Origin of the sequence: Aeromonas sp. 600724 (assembly GCF_049175135.1) — a bacterium.
Lineage (GTDB): Bacteria > Pseudomonadota > Gammaproteobacteria > Enterobacterales > Aeromonadaceae > Aeromonas > Aeromonas veronii_A.
On the sequence record NZ_JAAKUM010000001.1, the window covers coordinates 423,759 to 440,970 of the forward strand.

Below are 17,212 nucleotides of genomic sequence, written 5' to 3' on the forward strand. Positions count from 1 at the left end.
CATCAATACGCGAGTTGCTGCCCGCCGCCCCGCGTTTTTGTCGACAGTTGTGATCCCGCTCTGCCAAGGAGCGTATTGGCTGTCGAAACTGTGATGGCCCTTGCAATCAAGGGGACGGATCCTTGCTCTCACCTTGCCGTTAAAAGAGCCAACCGATACCGTAGCCACATCACCATCATGTCGTTAGGCCGGCGCTCATCGCCACAACCGACCTGACACTCCACGGATAACCACGAGAAGGATCTGCTTATGCCTCTGCCCGACCTTATTTTGCAACAACTGGATGGAAGCCCCTACCCGCTGACTCAACTGGCGGGCAAGGTGGTACTGGTGGTCAATGTGGCCAGTCGCTGCGGCTTTACTCCCCAATATGAAGGGCTGGAAACGCTCTATCAGGAGCTCGGCCCCAAGGGGCTGGTGATTTTGGGCTTCCCCTGCAACCAGTTCGGCAATCAGGAGCCGGGGGATGCGGACGAGATCGCTCGCTTCTGCTCTCTCGATTATCCGGTCAGCTTCCCCATCATGGCCAAGTGCGATGTCAACGGTGAACAGGCCCACCCCCTCTATCAATGGCTCAAGAAAGAGAAACCGGGGCTGCTGGGGCTCGAAAACGTCAAGTGGAACTTCACCAAGTTCCTGATCGACCGTGATGGCAAGGTGGTTGACCGCTTTGCTCCCACCACCAAGCCGGAGAGTCTGGTCACCCCCATCCGCGACCTGCTCTGATTGCTTTTCGCGATACAAAAGAGCGGCCGGTACAACAGCTACTGCGCAGCGGCCGCTCTTTTGCTATATTACGCCCCCGTTATCATTTCCATATCGTGGCTGGCCCCAATACGCTGGCTGCCCGTTGAGCCAAAGGCTCATCTCAGGAGTTTCTCTCGAACATGTCATTCAACGAACTGGGTCTGTCCCCGCACATCCTGCGGGCCGTCAAGGAGCTGGGTTACGAACAGCCAACCCCCATCCAGCAGCAAGCCATTCCGGCTATTCTGGCTGGTCAGGATGTGCTCGGCGGTGCCCAGACAGGCACAGGCAAAACGGCCGGTTTCACCCTGCCGATGTTGCAGCGTCTGCTGGCCAACCATGGCCGCGGCCGACGTCAGGTGCGCGCCCTGGTGCTCACCCCGACCCGCGAACTGGCGGCACAGGTGGGCGAGAGCATCATCAAGTATGCCCACCACCTGCCGTTCAAGACTCTGATCGCCTATGGCGGTGTCAGCATCAAGCCCAATCTGGACGCCATCAAGCTGGGGGTGGACATTCTGGTCGCCACCCCAGGCCGTCTGCTGGATCTGCTGACCCAGGGCGCCCTGACCCTGAGCCAGCTGGAAGTGCTGGTGCTGGATGAAGCGGATCGCATGCTCGACATGGGCTTTATTCACGACATCCGCCGCATCATGAAGGCGCTGCCTGCAGAGCGGCAAACCCTGCTCTTCTCTGCCACCTTCTCAAACGACATCAAGGCACTGGCCGATGATCTGCTGAACGACCCCACCCTGATCGAAGTGGATCCGAGCAACACTGCCGCCGAGCAGGTAAACCAGCGCATCATTCAGGTGGATCGGGAGCGGCGCCGCGAGCTGCTCTCCCACATGATTGGCCGTGGCAACTGGCAGCGGGTGCTGGTGTTTGTTCGCACCAAGCAGATCGCCGACCGCCTGGCCCAACAGATGCAAAAAGATGGGCTCGACACCGTCGCCATCCACGGTGACAAGAGTCAGGGAGCCCGCAACAGGGCGCTGGCCGATTTTCGCAGTGGCGACGTTCGGGTATTGGTGGCAACCGATATCGCCGCCCGCGGTCTGGATATCGATCAACTGCCCTACGTGATCAACTTCGAACTGCCCCAGATGGCGGAGGATTACATCCACCGTATCGGCCGTACCGGCCGCGCCGGTCGTGGCGGCGAGGCAATCTCGCTGGTCAGCCAGGACGAGCTGGGTCAGCTCAAGGCTATCGAAGCCTTGATCGGCCAATCCCTGACCGTGGAGATCCTGGAAGGGTATGAGCCAAGCGGCAAGCCGAGTCGCCAGACTCTGCCGGGCAGCAAGCCGGTGCAGAACCCGCCCCGGGCTCGCGGCCATGCCAACGCCAAGAGCAATGCCAAAGGCAAACCTGCCGCAGGCAAGGGCAAAGCCAAGGATGATGCCTCCAAGAAGCCCGCCCAGTCTCCTCAAAACAAGTCCCGCAAGCGGGAAGTGGTGGGCGAGGATATCGGCTTTGCGCCAATGCGCCGCTTGCCCAAAGCAATGCGCGACAGCTATCAGGAGAGCAGCGACGAGTAAGCTCGCACGACGCTAACTGCCAAGCCAAAAGAGGGAGCCTGCAAGGCTCCCTCTTTCGTTGTGGATCACACGGAGCCGTGCAAATGCTCCACTCGGGCTCAGACCAGCGAATGGCGCACCGCGGCGGTACCATGGCTGGGCGGCGCTGAACCATCGAGCGGATTGAGCTGCAGGAACTCGAACAAGCCAGCCTGCATATTGACGTTCCAGAAGCGTCCGGCAAGGGTGAGTTGCAGTCGCTCATGGCTTATCTCAGCCAAGCCATGCTGCTGCCAGGCCGAGAAGAGCGACATCAGATGAGCACGCAAGGAGACCGGCAGACGATCCAGCGCCAGCACGCCACTGTCGAGGGCACCGCGCAGCAGACCGTCCATCCTTGCATTGGGATTGCGCCCCATCACCATCCCGGGCGCCCGCTTGCCGCTGGCCAGCGCGTCGTGCCAGGGGGCCAGATCCCGTCCATACATCAAGCCGTGGCCAAGAATGCTGCCCCCCGCACCGGCGCCAAAGGGGAGGATCTCCGCACCGCGCTTGGCCATCTGGTTATAACGACTCTGCTCGGCCGGACTGCGCCGCCAGTGACTGCAAGAGAGACGCTCCCAGCCGTGGGCTTCCAGTTGCGCCCCGCCATAGGCATACATGGCCGCCCGCTGCTGGCCATCGGCGAGCCAATCCAGGGTGCCCTTCTCCTGCGCCCGCTCCAGATTGGTGCCCTGCATGGCGATGAGCTGATAGAGATCGACCCCGTGTACACCGCTCGCCATCACATCGCGGATATCCTGCTGCCACACGGCATCATCCTGACCGGGCAGACCAAAGATGAGATCCGCCACGATCACAGCCGCATCATCCCGGGTCAGCTCACCCAGACGGGTCAGCAGCGTCTCCCTGTCATCGAAACGGGCCGCCTGCTGACGCACCCGGGTATCAAAGCTCTGCACCCCGAATGAGAAGCGGTTGAAGCCCCCGGCCAGCGCCACCTGCCATTTCTCATCATCAAAGCCGTTGAGCCGCCCCTCCAGCGTCACCTCGGCATCGGCCGACAACGGAAAACGGCGGATCACGGCGGCCAGCATGGCCAGCTCGTCGGCGCTCATGTCGGTCGGCGTACCGCCCCCCACATAGACGGCTGAAAATGGCAGGCTCTGCGCCAGCGGGGTGTCAGCCGCCTGCGCAAGGGAGGCGCACAGAGCGTTGACATAGCGGTTGATCCGCGCCGGGTTGGCGCCATTTTCAAAGAAATTGCAGAAGCTGCAGCGCTTGCGGCAAAACGGAATATGGATGTAGAGGGCGCGCTCCTCAGCTTCACTCTCTCGCTGCCACCAGCTCTGCCAGCCAGCCTCATCCAGCGGGAAGGGGCGCATCCCTCCCCGACTGGCGTGGGCCGAGGTCTTGGCGCTAAAGGCAAACTTGAGGGGATCCGGCGAGGAGATACCGGTCATGGAAGGGGTCAGATTCATGGTGGTCACTATTTAGCAAATAATGACAATGATAACGATTATCGTTACTGGCATTTTGTTCTGGATCAACCCGCAGAGCCGTGCAGCTCGTCGAAGTCATTTTGGCAACCAGCATTACCGATCCGCTTAACAGATTATTTACTAAAGAGCGGTTATGGTGTGCCGATAGAGAACCATCATTCTTGCTCTCCTCGCCTACGCTCAGATGAAGCTGGAACAGATAAAACACAACAACGCATGGAACGCCCCGACTATGCATAACCTCTCCCTGAACTGGAAAATCTTTCTCCCTCTTGCGCTGGTCATCAGCACCACCTTTGGCCTCAGCTTCGAGCTCTCTGCCTGGCTGCAACGGGATCTCGCCATCCGGCTGGCAGAGGAGAAGGTTGAGAGCATGGCCAACACCTATATGGATCAGGTCAACGTGCTGATGATAACAGGTGGCATGGCCAACCGGCAGATAGTGCAGACCAAACTCAAGAGTGAAGCGGGCATCGTCGAGGCTCGCCTGATCCGCGCCCCTGCCGTCAGCAACCTGTTTGGCCCGGGTCACCCAGACCAGAAAGCGCAGGATCCCCTCGATGAGCGTGCTATCAATCAAGGCGAAGCCATTCTGGAGCAGCAGGGCAACCGGCTCACCCTGATCAAACCGTTCAAAGCCTACAAGGAGTATCGCGGCACCCAATGTCTCACCTGTCACCAGGTCAATGAAGGGACCGTAATGGGGGCAGTGCGGATCAGTTATGACCTCAGCCACACCTTCGGCGAGATCCGCCACAACAACCTGATCCTGAGCGGCAGTCTGGCCCTTGTCTTCAGCCTCGGTTTCGGCCTGCTGTGGTGGGTATTGCAACGCTATGTAAAACACCCGCTGCGGCAACTGCAACGTACCATGCTCCAGATGGCCAAAGAGCGTAACCTCGCTATCCCCCTGCTCAACCAGAGTCAGGATGAGCTGGGCCAGATGACCCGTGCCGTCAATGAGATGGTGCAGGGCTTCAGGCACAGCCTGCAGGAAGTAGAAGGGGCGACCCATCAGCTCTATCAGGAGTCGAGCCAGATCCGTCAGGTGGCGACCCAGACAGAAAACTCGGCCCGTCAGCAAGAGTCGATGACCACTCAGGTTGCCGCCGCTGTAAGCGAGCTTGCGGCAAGCTCCCACGAAGTGCGCGAACATGCCCGCAAGAGCGCCGAGCTCTCCGCCCTCACCAATCAGGATGCCGCCAATACCAGCCGCCTCGCCCAGCACTCCATCATAGATATGGGCGAGATGTCGGCAGAAATTGATCGGGTGGATCAGGTGATCCAGCAACTCGATAGCCGCTGCCTCGCCGTTGACGGTGTGCTTGAGGTGATCAAGGGGATTGCCGATCAGACCAACCTGCTGGCCCTCAACGCCGCCATTGAAGCGGCCAGGGCCGGCGAGCAGGGCCGTGGCTTTGCGGTGGTAGCCGATGAAGTGCGGGCCCTCTCTAACCGTAGCCGCGCCGCCAGCGAGGAGATCTCCCAGATGATCGCCGCCCTGCAAAACGAGGCCCAAAGCGCCGTTGTGGTGATCGGGGATGCAAAAAGCAAAGCCGGTGAGAGCATCAGCAAGACAGAGGCAACCCTGGCGGCCATGCAAAACATCATTGGACGCATCGCCAGCATCAATGACCTCAACGCCCAGATGGCACAATCAGCAGAAGAGCAGGACAGGGTCTGCAGCGAAGTGGATCACGCGGTCAGCGACATTCGCAATACGTCCAATGACACTCTGGGTCAGGCCCATGCCGCCAACCTCGCCAGTATCCAGCTGGTCGAGCAGTGTCAAAAACTGGAGGCCTTGCTGAAAACCTACCGCTGGTAATCCAGCCAATGGCAACAAGCGCGCTCCCGAGTCGCGCTTGTTGCCACAAACTACCCTTGATGGGCGGTGTCGAGCATTCATCAATCCTCTTCAGCACATAGCATGTGTGCTTCATCTCCCTCGGCAACATAGCCTCAACAGTCATCCCACCAGGGATCCAGCAAGGTGAGCTGCTGGCGGTCGAGATCGAGTGCCACCTCGATGCCCAGCGGCAACGTCAGCATGGGGTGGGTATGGGCGCAGTCAAACTCCGCCAGAATGGGGAAGTTCGGCTCCCCCACCACCTCCAGCAGGATATCGAGGGGGCGCTTGCCGCTACCCTGATCGTTGAACAACTCGTGCTTGCCGAGGATAAGCGCGCCGATCCGATCAAACACCCCGCACAGCTTGAGATGGGCAAAGGAGCGCTCCAGCGTCTCGGCAGATTTCAGGCTGTCCTCCAGCAGCAAAATGTCACCGCGCTCGATGGGCGGCATATAGGGGGAGCCCCAGATCCCCGCCATGGTGTTGAGGTTGCCGCCAATCAGCCGTCCCTCAACCCGGCCTGAGCCCACCGAGATCAGCCGATTGGGCTGGCACTGCTTGGCCCGGGTCTGGTTCTCCCAGTCCAGCCGTTCATCGCTCCACTTTGCCGGGGTGGGCAGCGTGCAGGGGAAGCCAGCTTCATCGGCCAACGCAATCTGTAAAAAACTGGCCAGCGTCTCATCCACCAGCGGCGGCAACTCGCCAAAGGAGGCCACCAGCGCCGGACCATAAAAGGTAACCAGGCCAGTTTGGGCATGGATGCCGAGCAGCAGCGCCGTCACGTCTGAGTAGCCGACGATGATCTTGGGGTCGCGCCTCAGCGCCTCAAAATCGAGGTAGGGCAGCAGGGAGTTGGAGTTGCTGCCGCCAATCACCGACATGATGCAGCGCACTTCTGGGTCGCGAATAAGGGCGTTGAGCTCCTCGGCCCGCGCGGCAATGGAGCCGGATCGCCAGTGATCCTGCTGGCCGGTGAGGCTGCCCGCCTTGAGCCTAAAGCCCTGCCCCTCAAGAAAGGCTTTTGCGCGGGCAAAACGGTTGGGTGCCCAAGCGGTCGCCGCGCTGGAGGGGGAGAAAAAAGCGATGGTATCGCCACGTTTAAGCAGCGGGGGAACCAATAACGTCATGACACACTCATCCTTGCCAATATCCAGCCATCACAGAGTCGTTGAGACTCCTACACAACCCCTTTGATCACAACGGGTTTATCACCATCGTTTAGAAATACAAAACACTTGATTCATTATTAACAGATATTCTAAACACCATCCCCTTCCTAGAATGACCTCATTGCGATGGCCAACCCCGGTTGGTTGTCAGAACGGTCGGCCTGACAGCCCGGACGTTCTCTTTCCCACTTTTTCTCTCTGACTTATCAATGAGGTGCCTGTCATGAACAAAAACGCATCCCCCAGCGCATTGGTTGTAGAAGGCGGCGCCATGCGCGGCATATTTGCCAGCGGCGTGCTGGATGCGTTTATCGAGCATGACTATCGCCCATTTGACTTCGCCATCGGCGTCTCGGCGGGGGCCACCAACTTGCTGGCTTATCTCGCCAGCCAGCATGGCCGCAGCCACGAGATCCTGACCAAACTGGCGTGCAGCCAGCAGTTTATGGACCCCCTGCGCTTTGCCAAGGGGGGCAATCTGGTGGACATCCACTGGCTGTGGAACACCAGCTGCCGCAAGTATCCCCTCGACATTCACGCCTACCGGGAGACCGGCATCCCCTTCTATGCGGTGGTGACCAATACCCTGACCGGCAAGGCGGAGTACATCCGGGTCAAGCCGGAGAACATGAACGAGGTGCTGCCCGCAAGCTGCGCCATTCCCCTCGCCTCCCACGAATACCCAGAGGTGCACGGGGTACCGATGACAGATGGCGGGGTGGCCGACTCCATCCCGGTGATCGAGGCCTACCGCCGCGGTGCCCGTCACCTGACGGTGATCCTCTCCGAGCCCCTTGGCTATCGGCTCAAGCCGATGCCCTTCCCCTGGATGATCCGTACCCTGCTCAAGACCCGCCCCGCGCTGGCACAGGCGCTGGAGCAGCGGGATCGCAGCTACAACGAGGCGCTCGATTTTATCGCCAATCCGCCGGAGGACTGCCAGATCGAGGTGATCGCCCCGGCCGACTACTTCCCCGTTTCCCGTTTTACCCGCGATATCAACAAGCTGGAGATGGGATACGTGATGGGCAAGTGCGCAGGCTATCAGGCCGCCCTGCTCAATTGATAAGGGTTTTACAGGCATGACCCGACCTGCCGCGACGCTCGCGCCGCCAACACAATAACAATCGGGTCAGTTGAGCAACATGAGTCATAAAAACAGACCGTGGCGAGGCAAGCGCGGCCAGAACCGGTGCCAGACACCCTGACCGGCCCGCGCCTCATCCCTATGCCAGGGCATCTCACCCTCATACAAGGTGTTTATTTATGTCGTTTCTTCTCACCCATCCCGCGCTGGCGCAGCTGTTCGAGCGGCTGCTGCCCGATTACCGGATCATGGCGCCCGCGGCCGAATATCGGGGCGGCCGCTTCTCCGACACCGATAACGTCACCTACCACAGCATCCGCCATCCGGCCGAGCTGGTGTGGCAGGAGAAGTCCCACTTCTCCCCGAAAGAGGTGGTGCTCCCCATCACCCAGACCCTGTTCCACTTCGACAATCTGGAGCTGCGCGAATCAAAGGTGGAGGCCAAGCCCACCCTGCTGTTCTTGCGCAGCTGTGATATCCACGCTCTGCGCAGGCTGGATCAGGTCTACCTGAAAAACGGCCAGAACAGCGACGTCTACTACGCCCGGCTTCGGAGCAAGCTCAAGCTGGTGCTGCTGGAGTGCCGCGAGAGCTTCGAGAACTGCTTCTGCGTCTCCATGGGCAGCAACGAGACCCGGGACTACGCCGCCGCCATTCGTCTGAGCGATGAGGGTGCCCGCATCGAGGTGAAGGATCCCGAGCTGCTCGGCTACTTTGCCGAACTGGGTGAATCCGATGACTTCACCCCGGAATATGTCCAGAGCAACCCGGTCAAGGTACGCACCCCGGACAGCGTTTGTGACGACCCGCAGCGGATCCGCCAGATCCTCACCGCCCATCCGGTCTGGGCCGAGTACGACAGCCGCTGCATCGGCTGCGGCCGCTGCACCACCTCCTGCCCGACCTGCAGCTGCTACAGCGTGCACGACCTCACCTATGCGGAGAACCCCAAGCAGGGTGAACGCCGTCGCCAGTGGGCAAGCTGCATGGTGGATGGTTTCAGCGACATGGCCGGTGGCCACGGTTTTCGCGCCAAACATGGCGAGCGCCTGCGTTATCGCGCCCTGCACAAGGTCAACGACTACAAGGCCCGTCAGGGGGAGGAGCACATGTGCGTCGGCTGCGGCCGCTGCGACGATCGCTGCCCTCACTACATCTCCTTTAGCAACATCATCAACAAGATGACCGATGTGGTCGAACAGACCATCGCAGCCGACAACGCGCAGGGGGCGAACTGATATGTGCCAGTGCCAGCAAACCGCAACAGCAGAACCGCAGCAGGACGTGGTCGAAAACCGCCTGCTGCCCAAGGCCTACACCATTCTGGCCATCGAGCGCCACACTGAGCTGGAGTGGAACTTTCGGGTCTCCCGCGACTTTGATGTCCACTACGGCCAGTTTGTCGAAATCTCCCTGCCCACCGTGGGCGAAGCGCCCATCTCGGTCTCCGACTATGGCGATGGCTACGTGGATCTGCTGATCCGCAAAGTCGGCAAGGTCACCGATGCGCTGTTTGCCCTCGATGTGGGCGACAAGGTGTGGATGCGCGGCGTCCATGGCAACGGCTACCCGCTGGAGGCCTATCGCAACCAGCACCTCATCGTGGTGGCGGGCGGCACCGGCGTCGCCCCGGTCAAGGGGCTGCTGCGTCGCTTCAGCAAACACCCGGAAGAGGTGAAATCCCTCGACATGATCCTCGGCTTCAAGAACGAGCAGGCGGTGCTCTATCGCCACGAGATGCCGCTCTGGGCCGAGCGCCAGAATCTCATCGTCACCCTGGATGAGGGTGAGGAGAGCGAGCAGTTTCGCATCGGCCGGGTCACCGACTACATCGACCAGCTGGATATCTCGGATAGCGAGGATATCCAAGCCATCGTGGTCGGCCCTCCCATCATGATCCGTTTCGTGGTGCTCGCCCTGCTTGAGCGCGGCATCCCCAAGGATCGCATCTGGGTCGACTACGAACGCCGCATGGCCTGCGCCGTGGGCAAGTGTGGCCACTGCCGGATGGGCGACACCTATATCTGCGTGGATGGACCAGTCTTTCGTTTTGACCAGGCCCAGCATCTGATCGACTAAGGGAGAACACCATGAGTCTCGATATCGACATCATCAAGGCCCGCGCCAAGAACGAATACCGTCTCTCCAAGGTGCGCGGTGAGGCGATGATCAGCGTGCGCATTCCCGGCGGGATCATGCCCGCCCACCTGCTGGCCGTAGCCCAGCAGATCGCCGAACAGTACGGCAACGGCCTGATCCACCTCACTACCCGCCAGAAGCTGGCGATGCCCGGCATCAAGTATCAGGACATGGACAAGGTCAACGCCGCCCTCGAACCCTTTATCAAGGAGATCGAGGTGGAGACCTGCGGCATCGAGGTTGAGGACACCCGCGCCGGTTACCAGACCATCGGCGGGCGCAACATCGTCGCCTGTCAGGGCAACACCATCTGCCAGAAGGGCAATATCGACTGCACCGGGCTGGCTCAGCGGATGGAGAAACACCTCTACCCCAACCCCTATCACCTCAAGATGGTGATCGCCGGCTGTCCCAACGACTGCGCCAAGGCCAACATGGCCGACTTCGGCATCCTCGGCATCGCCAAAATCCACTTCAATGCCGAGCGCTGCATCGGCTGCGGCGCCTGCGTCAAGGCATGCAGCCACCACGCGGTGGATTGCCTCGCCATCAAGCATGGCAAGGCGGTCAAGGAGGAGAGCAAGTGCATCGGCTGTGGCGAGTGCGTACTGGCCTGCCCGACCCTGGCCTGGCAGCGGGATCCCAAGCAGCTCTACATGGTCAAGCTGGGAGGACGCACCAGCAAAAAGACTCCCCGTACCGGCAAGCTGTTTCTCAACTGGGTCACCGAAGAGGTGCTGCATGCGGTGATCAAGAACCTGTTCGAGTTCGAGACCGAGATGCTGGATGGCAAACCCATCTATCTGCACATGGGTCACCTTATCGACCGGGCCGGTTATCACAAGTTCAAGGAGCGGGTGCTGCGCGGCGTCACCCTCAATCCGGAAGCCATGGTCGCTGACCGCATCTTCTGGGCCGAAGATCAGTACGTCGCCAACATGCACGTCAAAGCAGTGCCATAGGAAAAACCTCGTTTGGGGAAGCGTGATCAAGTGGCCGACACCGGTGGGGATCTGTCGTTGGCCCGGGCGTAGATCACCCTTCCCCTTTTTTATTCCCGTCGGGGGATCTTTCCCCCGACCATCCGGGGTGCGTCACGGCGCGCCCTGCTATCTCGCCCGGCGCGGCATTGCGAGCGGGCCAGCATCCGGAGCCTGTTATGGACTTTCTCCCTCTCTTCTGTCAGCTGCAACACAAGCCGGTCCTGATCGTCGGCGGCGGTGAGGTGGCGGTGCGCAAGGCGCGCCTGCTGCTCGATGCCAAGGCGAAGATCACCATCAATGCCCCCCATCTGGAACCCCAGCTGATGAGCTGGGCCGAGCAGGGTCGCCTGACCCTCTGCGCCGCCGATTTTCATCCCGAACTGCTCGATGGCAAGTGGCTGGTGATCGCTGCCACCAACCAGCAAGAGGTCAATCATCAGGTCTTTCACGAGGCGAACCTGCGCCAAATCTTCTGCAACGTGGTGGACTCTCCGGCCTACTGCAGCGCCATCATGCCCGCCATCATCGACCGCTCGCCGCTGATGGTGGCCATCTCCAGCGCAGGCGCGGCGCCGGTTCTAAGCCGCCAACTGCGGGAAAAACTTGAAGCCATGCTACCGCAACACCTCGGCCAGCTCGCGGCGCTGGCGGGCAAGCTGCGCGAGCGGGTCAAACTCATTCCGGACAAGCTGGCCCGCCGCCGCTTCTGGGAGCGGCTCTTTAGCCAAGACCGCCTCGCCCGCCAACTGGCGCGCGGCCAGCAACAGGCGGCCGAGCAGAGCGTCGCTGAGCTACTCGAGGAGCAACCGCAGAGCAAGGGAAGCGTCACCCTGGTAGGCGCGGGCCCCGGCGATGCGGGGCTGCTCACCCTGAGCGGTCTGCAGCAGTTGCAGCAGGCGGATGTAGTGGTCTATGACCGGCTGGTCTCGCAGGAGGTGTTGGCGCTTGTTCGCCGGGATGCCGAGCGGATCTTTGTTGGCAAGGAGGCGGGCCGCCACTGTGTGCCCCAGCAGGCGATCAACCAGCTGTTGCTGGATCAGGCTCGCCTCGGCAAACAGGTGGTGCGGCTCAAGGGGGGCGATCCCTTTATCTTTGGCCGGGGCGGCGAGGAGTTGGAAACCCTGGCCGAGGCGGGCATCCCCTTCTCGGTGGTACCGGGCATTACGGCAGCCTCAGGCTGCGCCGCCTACAGCGGCATTCCCCTCACCCACCGCGATCATGCCCAGCGGGTGCAGTTCATCACCGGCCACGACAAGGAGGGCAATATCGCCCAGGAGTGGTCGGCGCTGGCGGCCCGCCGCCAGACTCTGGTGTTCTACATGGGGCTGGCCCACGCCGCCCGCATTCAGGATGAGCTGCAAACCCACGGCATGCCCGGCCACACCCCGGTGGCGCTGGTGGAGCAAGGCACCCAGCTCAGTCAGCGGGTGGTGCGCGGCGAGCTGCAGCAGTTGGCCGAACTGGCCCGTCAGGTGAAGAGCCCGAGCCTCATCATCATCGGCTCGGTGGTCACTCTGGCCGACCAGCTCGACTGGTATGGCAACGGCAGAAATTGATCAATAAACGAGAAGGGCCAACAACCGGGTTGTCGGCCCATGGGCAGCCAGCAGTTATCCACTTTATCCGTGACCCTGCCTGCGACGGCAGTTGTAGGCAACCCTTGCGTGGCGCATCACACCAGCACGGCGGTACCACTGATACTGACCATCAGCATGCTGCCGTTCTGCCCCACCACCTCGTAGTCGATATCGATGCCGACCACCGCATTGGCCCCCAGCGCAGAGGCGCGCTCCTTGAGCTCATCAAAGGCAATCTCGCGGGCACGGGCCAGCTCTTTTTCGTAGGCGCCGGAGCGGCCACCGATAATGTCGCGGATCCCGGCAAAGAGATCCTTGAAGATATTGGCGCCAAGGATGGCTTCGCCCACCACGATGCCGCGGTATTCACGAATGCTCTTGCCTTCCAGAGTGGGGGTTGTCGAGAGGATCATCTTGAACTCCTATGGGTGACAGAGGGCTCAGACTAACCCAACTCCCCGTAAATCCCAACCGGGTGGTGGCCTGTACGACGTCGACCTTAAAAATCACGACGGCCAGATAAAAAAACACCGCGCACGGGGCGCGGTGTTTGTTTCAGAGGGCCATTGCCAACGGCAAGCCGTCACGGGTTGTAGGAGACCACCGAGCCACTGAGGCCGGTCATCTGGGAAATCCGCCCCTGCATCCCCTGCAGTTTGGCCTTGGAGACATCCGGTCCGATAAAGACCCGGTTGAGCTGACCCTGCACCGGTGTGCGCGGCGAGGTGTGGGCAGAGTAGCCCGCCGCCCGCAGCTTGCTCACCAGCGCGTTGACGCTGTCGACATTCTTGAAGGCGCCAAGCTGGAGGATCCAGCTACCCTGCGCCGGTGCCGCAGCAGGCGCGGGTGTGGTCGGCTGGGTCATCTTGCTTTCAATCAGATCGTCGAGGGACTTGATCTGACCCGCCTGCGGCTTGGCCGGCGCGGGCGCCTTGGCCACTTCAACCGGTTTGGCTGGCGTCGGCTTGGGTGCAGGCTTGGGCGCTTCGACAGGTTTTTTGGCCACCACTTCCGGCTTGGGCTGTGGCTTGGGTTGGGCATTCTGTTGCGGCTGGACCGGTGCCGGTGCGGCAGGGGTTGTCGCCGGCTGCGCACCGTTGCCCTGACCGGCGAGGGTCATGGGGTCAGCCACCTCTTCCACTTGCCACTGCTGGGCCGCAGAGGCCTGTTGCTGGCTGGCCAGATGATCGGCGGGCAAGCTGCTGGCTGCCGAGACCTGCAGCGCAGGCTTGGCAGGCTCCAGCTCGGGGCGCAGCGGGATCTTGGCAAAGGCCTCCTCCTTTTGTGCCAGCTTGTGACCATCCAGCAAGTCCGGCAGGAAAATAACAACCAGGGCCACCAGGATGACGGTGCCCACCAGACGGTTTTGAAACTTCGAGGCCAAGTTGAATCCTACCTTTACGTAACTCAATATGCGATTTGGCTCCCCGCCCGAAGGCCGGGGAGCCAGGGTGTGGCCTAGACGGCGACACCCGCCAGAATGTCGGCGACAGTGTAAAACGAACCAAACACAATGACCATATCGTCCGGACTCGATGCGGCCAACGCTGCCTGATAAGCGGCGCTGACATCATCAAACTCTCTGGCAGGGCCCTTTCCCTCCCCCAGCGCCGCAGCCAGCTGCGCAGCAGTGGCGGCGCGCGGGCCGGTGAGGCTGGCCAGATACCACTCGCCGATCAGGCCATCGAGTTCGGCAAGGGATCCCGCCATGTCCTTGTCTTTGAGCATGCCGACCACGGCGCGGCGCACACCTGTGCAGGGCATCTTGCGCAATTGCGCGGCCAGATAGGCCGCCGAATGGGGATTGTGGGCCACATCGACGATCACCAGCGGCGCACTTTGCAACTGCTGCATCCGGCCAGCCAGCCGGGCATTGGCAAGCCCGTCACGAATGGCGGACTCCGGCAGTGGCAAGCCGAGGGACTCCAGCGCCGCCAGCACGGTGACCGCATTCATCAGCGGCAGCGCCGGTTTTGGCAGATCCCGCCACTGGTTGAGGCCGTGATAATCCCAACCGTTCTCGTGCTCATCGCCACGAAAATCGATACCGACCTGACGCAGGTTGGCGCCAAGACGCGCCGCTTCGCTCGCGATAGTCGCAGGTGGATTGGGCTCACCGCTGATGGCGGGTTTGCCGGCGCGATAGACCCCAGCCTTCTCCACCGCTACCGCTTCACGGGTATCACCCAGCCAGTCGCAGTGATCGAGGGCAATGGAGGTGATCATCGCCACATCGGACTCCACCACATTGGTGGCGTCGAGCCGGCCACCCAACCCCACCTCCAGCAGCAGCACATCGGGCGCGGCGCGGCGAAACAGCCACAAGCCGGCCAGGGTGGCGAACTCGAAGAAAGTGAGGGCAATCTCGCCGCGAGCCGCTTCCACCTCGGCAAAAGCGGCGCAGTGATCGCTGTCGGCCAGTTCGGCCCCGTTGATCCGCACCCGCTCGGTAAAGCGCAGCAGATGGGGAGAGGAGTAGACGCCGACCTTATAGCCTGCGGCCATCAGAATGCTGGCCGCCATGGCACAGCTGGAGCCTTTGCCGTTGGTACCCGCCACCGTGATCACCTTGAACGGCAGTTGGGTCAGCCCCATACGCCGGGCAACGGCACCGACCCGATCCAGACCCATGTCGATATTGACCGGATGGATCTGCTCCAAATAAGAAAGCCAGTCGACAAGCGACCGGCTTTGGGATTGTTGCATGTTTGAACTCATCTTCACTCTTCGATGACGTGAGTATTCAGCATTTTGGCGAGCAGGCTGGCCAGACGGTTACGCATGTCGCGACGATCGATAATCAGGTCAATGGCCCCCTTCTCCAGCAGGAATTCGGAGCGCTGGAAGCCTTCCGGCAGTTTCTCGCGTACGGTCTGCTCGATAACGCGCGGGCCGGCAAAACCGATCAGCGCCTTGGGCTCGCCCACATTGATGTCACCCAGCATCGCCAGACTGGCGGAAACGCCCCCCATGGTGGGGTCGGTCAGCACAGAGATAAAGGGCAGGCCAGCCTTGGAGAGTCGGTCTAGCGCCGCGCTGGTCTTGGCCATCTGCATCAGGGAGAAGAGGGCTTCCTGCATGCGGGCACCACCAGAAGTGGAGAAACAGACCAGACCGCGGCCCTCCTTGATGCACTCCTCGACAGCGCGCACGAAGCGGGCACCGACCACGGAGGACATAGAGCCACCGATAAAGGAGAACTCAAAGGAACAGGCGACAACCGGCACCCCTTTGAGGGTCCCTTTCATGACCACCAGCGCATCTTTTTCTCCTGTCGCTTTCTGGGCGGCAGACAAACGATCCTTGTAGCGCTTGGAATCCTTGAATTTCAGTACATCCTGCGGCTCCAGCTCGGCACCGATCTCGGTACGACCCTGCTCGTCGAGGAAACTCTCGAGACGGGCGCGAGCGCTGATGCGCATATGATGATCACACTTGGGGCACACTTCGAGGTTGCGCTCCAACTCTGCCCGGTAGAGCACCTGTTCACAAGCACTGCACTTGGTCCACACCCCTTCCGGAATGTTGTGACGACGGGGTGCAGTGATCTTGCTCTTGGGAAGAATCTTCTCAAGCCAGCTCATGGAATTCCTTAATGCTTTTGTGCCTGACAAAACGCATCGAGCCTAGATTGTTCAATGACTTAATAGCTCGATGGCAACAAATGACGGGTCATTAAACCACAATTTTTCGGGCGCAGTTACTAAAAACTGGTCGTACCCGGTGCCGAGTCCGGCAGCCACAGCGGGCCGAGCGGCAACTGCGGCAGAGCAAACTCGGCCGGGTAATCTACGTCGACCAGATAGAGGCCACCGGCCTTGGCGGTCGGCCCGGCCAGATTGCGATCCTTGGCAGCCAGCACCTCGGCAATCCACTCCACCGGTTTGAGCCCCTGCCCCACCAGCAGCAGGGAGCCGGTGATATTGCGCACCATGTGGTGCAGGAAGGCGTTGGCCTTGATGTCGAGCACGATGTAGGGGCCGGAGCGGCTGACGCACAGATGGGTCACATTGCGCCACGGGGTGTTAGATTGGCAGGCAACGGCACGGAAGGTGCTGAAGTCGTGCTCCCCCAGCAGGCTCTGGCCCGCCTGGTGCATCAACTCGGCATCGATGGTCTCGTGGTAGTGACTGACGCCACTGCCGAGGATCGCCGGACGGAAGTTGTGGTTGTAGATGACGTAGCGGTAGCGACGGGCGGTGGCGCTGAAGCGGGCGTGGAACGTTTCGTCCACCTCCTTGACCCAGCGCACGGCGATATCCGGCGGCAGGTTGGAGTTGAGACCCAGGGTCCAGGCCCCTTCGGCACGGTTCGCCTCGGTATCGAAGTGGATCACCTGGCCGGTCGCATGGACGCCGGCATCGGTGCGCCCGGCACACTGGATGGAGACAGGGTGGTTGGCGATCCGGCTGATGGCCTTCTCCAGCTCCTCCTGCACGCTGATCACTTCACGCTGACGCTGCCAACCGAAATACCGGCTGCCGTCATATTCAATACCTAGGGCAATTCGCATGGATAAACTTGTCTTGTTGTGAAACGCAGTGAAAGAAACGGGGCGGATTATACGCGCTCAACTCGAAAAGTCCCACAAACCGCCTGATTGGCTTGCATGGGCGGAGAATTCACCCTGTGCAAA

At 61.1% G+C, this 17,212-nt stretch carries 15 protein-coding genes; 8 read left to right on the plus strand and 7 right to left on the minus strand.

The window, feature by feature from the left end; all coding sequences use genetic code 11:
- Nucleotides 1-249: 249 nt before the first annotated feature.
- Together G5168_RS01800 and G5168_RS01805 are read left to right on the plus strand one after the other, a co-directional pair.
- A complete protein-coding gene (locus G5168_RS01800; RefSeq protein WP_421249196.1) occupies nt 250-726 on the plus strand; it encodes a glutathione peroxidase in 477 nt (158 codons plus the stop codon).
- 161 nt (nt 727-887) lie between these two features.
- Entirely contained in the window at nt 888-2,288 is a 1,401-nt protein-coding gene (locus G5168_RS01805; RefSeq protein WP_421251770.1) for a DEAD/DEAH box helicase, read from the plus strand.
- A 98-nt stretch (nt 2,289-2,386) separates the two neighbouring features.
- Here G5168_RS01805 and hutW read toward each other — a convergent pair whose 3' ends face one another.
- Nucleotides 2,387-3,748 carry a heme anaerobic degradation radical SAM methyltransferase ChuW/HutW gene (hutW, locus tag G5168_RS01810; RefSeq protein ID WP_421208316.1) on the minus strand — a complete coding sequence of 454 codons (1,362 nt, stop codon included), beginning with the start codon at nt 3,746-3,748 and terminating at the stop codon, nt 2,387-2,389.
- A 253-nt stretch (nt 3,749-4,001) separates the two neighbouring features.
- Here hutW and G5168_RS01815 point away from each other — a divergent pair, with 253 nt between their 5' ends.
- Nucleotides 4,002-5,597 carry a methyl-accepting chemotaxis protein gene (locus G5168_RS01815; RefSeq protein ID WP_421251771.1) on the plus strand — a complete coding sequence of 532 codons (1,596 nt, stop codon included), beginning with the start codon at nt 4,002-4,004 and terminating at the stop codon, nt 5,595-5,597.
- Nucleotides 5,598-5,731: 134 nt separating this feature from the next.
- On the opposite strand, the gene G5168_RS01820 is transcribed toward G5168_RS01815, so the two are convergent.
- Nucleotides 5,732-6,748, minus strand: coding sequence for a S66 family peptidase (locus tag G5168_RS01820; protein ID WP_421251772.1), 1,017 nt, complete (start codon nt 6,746-6,748; stop codon nt 5,732-5,734).
- 265 nt (nt 6,749-7,013) lie between these two features.
- Here G5168_RS01820 and G5168_RS01825 point away from each other — a divergent pair, with 265 nt between their 5' ends.
- The 5 genes from G5168_RS01825 (at nt 7,014) to cysG (ending at nt 12,555) form a co-directional block, all read left to right on the plus strand.
- Complete coding sequence (locus G5168_RS01825) at nt 7,014-7,856, plus strand: patatin-like phospholipase family protein (protein WP_005333746.1); 843 nt, start codon at nt 7,014-7,016, stop codon at nt 7,854-7,856.
- 200 nt (nt 7,857-8,056) lie between these two features.
- Nucleotides 8,057-9,115, plus strand: coding sequence for an anaerobic sulfite reductase subunit AsrA (asrA, locus tag G5168_RS01830; protein ID WP_421251773.1), 1,059 nt, complete (start codon nt 8,057-8,059; stop codon nt 9,113-9,115).
- A gap of 1 nt (nt 9,116) precedes the next feature.
- Nucleotides 9,117-9,956: an anaerobic sulfite reductase subunit AsrB gene (asrB, locus tag G5168_RS01835; RefSeq protein WP_227340730.1), complete on the plus strand. Its 840-nt coding sequence runs from the start codon at nt 9,117-9,119 to the stop codon at nt 9,954-9,956.
- Between the two features lie 11 nt (nt 9,957-9,967).
- Complete coding sequence (gene asrC, locus G5168_RS01840; protein ID WP_421249195.1) at nt 9,968-10,978, plus strand: sulfite reductase subunit C; 1,011 nt, start codon at nt 9,968-9,970, stop codon at nt 10,976-10,978.
- A 197-nt stretch (nt 10,979-11,175) separates the two neighbouring features.
- On the plus strand, nt 11,176-12,555 hold the full coding sequence (gene cysG, locus G5168_RS01845; protein WP_421249194.1) for a siroheme synthase CysG: 1,380 nt from the start codon (nt 11,176-11,178) through the stop codon (nt 12,553-12,555).
- 116 nt (nt 12,556-12,671) lie between these two features.
- On the opposite strand, the gene G5168_RS01850 is transcribed toward cysG, so the two are convergent.
- The 5 genes from G5168_RS01850 to truA all read right to left on the minus strand — a co-directional run bounded on the left by G5168_RS01850 (nt 12,672) and on the right by truA (nt 17,089).
- Nucleotides 12,672-12,989: a heavy metal-binding domain-containing protein gene (locus G5168_RS01850; protein ID WP_201907086.1), complete on the minus strand. Its 318-nt coding sequence runs from the start codon at nt 12,987-12,989 to the stop codon at nt 12,672-12,674.
- Nucleotides 12,990-13,159: 170 nt separating this feature from the next.
- Nucleotides 13,160-13,960: a cell division protein DedD gene (gene dedD / locus G5168_RS01855; protein ID WP_265774097.1), complete on the minus strand. Its 801-nt coding sequence runs from the start codon at nt 13,958-13,960 to the stop codon at nt 13,160-13,162.
- 74 nt (nt 13,961-14,034) lie between these two features.
- Nucleotides 14,035-15,294 (minus strand): bifunctional tetrahydrofolate synthase/dihydrofolate synthase, encoded by a 1,260-nt coding sequence (folC, locus tag G5168_RS01860; protein ID WP_421172204.1) that lies wholly within the window; start codon nt 15,292-15,294, stop codon nt 14,035-14,037.
- Nucleotides 15,295-15,296: 2 nt separating this feature from the next.
- Nucleotides 15,297-16,160: an acetyl-CoA carboxylase, carboxyltransferase subunit beta gene (gene accD, locus G5168_RS01865; RefSeq protein WP_005344944.1), complete on the minus strand. Its 864-nt coding sequence runs from the start codon at nt 16,158-16,160 to the stop codon at nt 15,297-15,299.
- Between the two features lie 119 nt (nt 16,161-16,279).
- Complete coding sequence (gene truA, locus G5168_RS01870; protein ID WP_216953903.1) at nt 16,280-17,089, minus strand: tRNA pseudouridine(38-40) synthase TruA; 810 nt, start codon at nt 17,087-17,089, stop codon at nt 16,280-16,282.
- Nucleotides 17,090-17,212: the final 123 nt, after the last annotated feature.

What these genes read in the sequence shown, in the direction of transcription:
- G5168_RS01800 (WP_421249196.1), top strand. Translation starts at nt 250, where the DNA reads ATGCCTCTGCCCGACCTTATTTTGCAACAACTGGATGGAAGCCCCTAC.
- G5168_RS01805 (WP_421251770.1), top strand. Translation starts at nt 888, where the DNA reads ATGTCATTCAACGAACTGGGTCTGTCCCCGCACATCCTGCGGGCCGTC.
- hutW (WP_421208316.1), bottom strand. Translation starts at nt 3,748, where the DNA reads ATGAATCTGACCCCTTCCATGACCGGTATCTCCTCGCCGGATCCCCTC.
- G5168_RS01815 (WP_421251771.1), top strand. Translation starts at nt 4,002, where the DNA reads ATGCATAACCTCTCCCTGAACTGGAAAATCTTTCTCCCTCTTGCGCTG.
- G5168_RS01820 (WP_421251772.1), bottom strand. Translation starts at nt 6,748, where the DNA reads ATGACGTTATTGGTTCCCCCGCTGCTTAAACGTGGCGATACCATCGCT.
- G5168_RS01825 (WP_005333746.1), top strand. Translation starts at nt 7,014, where the DNA reads ATGAACAAAAACGCATCCCCCAGCGCATTGGTTGTAGAAGGCGGCGCC.
- asrA (WP_421251773.1), top strand. Translation starts at nt 8,057, where the DNA reads ATGTCGTTTCTTCTCACCCATCCCGCGCTGGCGCAGCTGTTCGAGCGG.
- asrB (WP_227340730.1), top strand. Translation starts at nt 9,117, where the DNA reads ATGTGCCAGTGCCAGCAAACCGCAACAGCAGAACCGCAGCAGGACGTG.
- asrC (WP_421249195.1), top strand. Translation starts at nt 9,968, where the DNA reads ATGAGTCTCGATATCGACATCATCAAGGCCCGCGCCAAGAACGAATAC.
- cysG (WP_421249194.1), top strand. Translation starts at nt 11,176, where the DNA reads ATGGACTTTCTCCCTCTCTTCTGTCAGCTGCAACACAAGCCGGTCCTG.
- G5168_RS01850 (WP_201907086.1), bottom strand. Translation starts at nt 12,989, where the DNA reads ATGATCCTCTCGACAACCCCCACTCTGGAAGGCAAGAGCATTCGTGAA.
- folC (WP_421172204.1), bottom strand. Translation starts at nt 15,294, where the DNA reads ATGAGTTCAAACATGCAACAATCCCAAAGCCGGTCGCTTGTCGACTGG.
- accD (WP_005344944.1), bottom strand. Translation starts at nt 16,160, where the DNA reads ATGAGCTGGCTTGAGAAGATTCTTCCCAAGAGCAAGATCACTGCACCC.
- truA (WP_216953903.1), bottom strand. Translation starts at nt 17,089, where the DNA reads ATGCGAATTGCCCTAGGTATTGAATATGACGGCAGCCGGTATTTCGGT.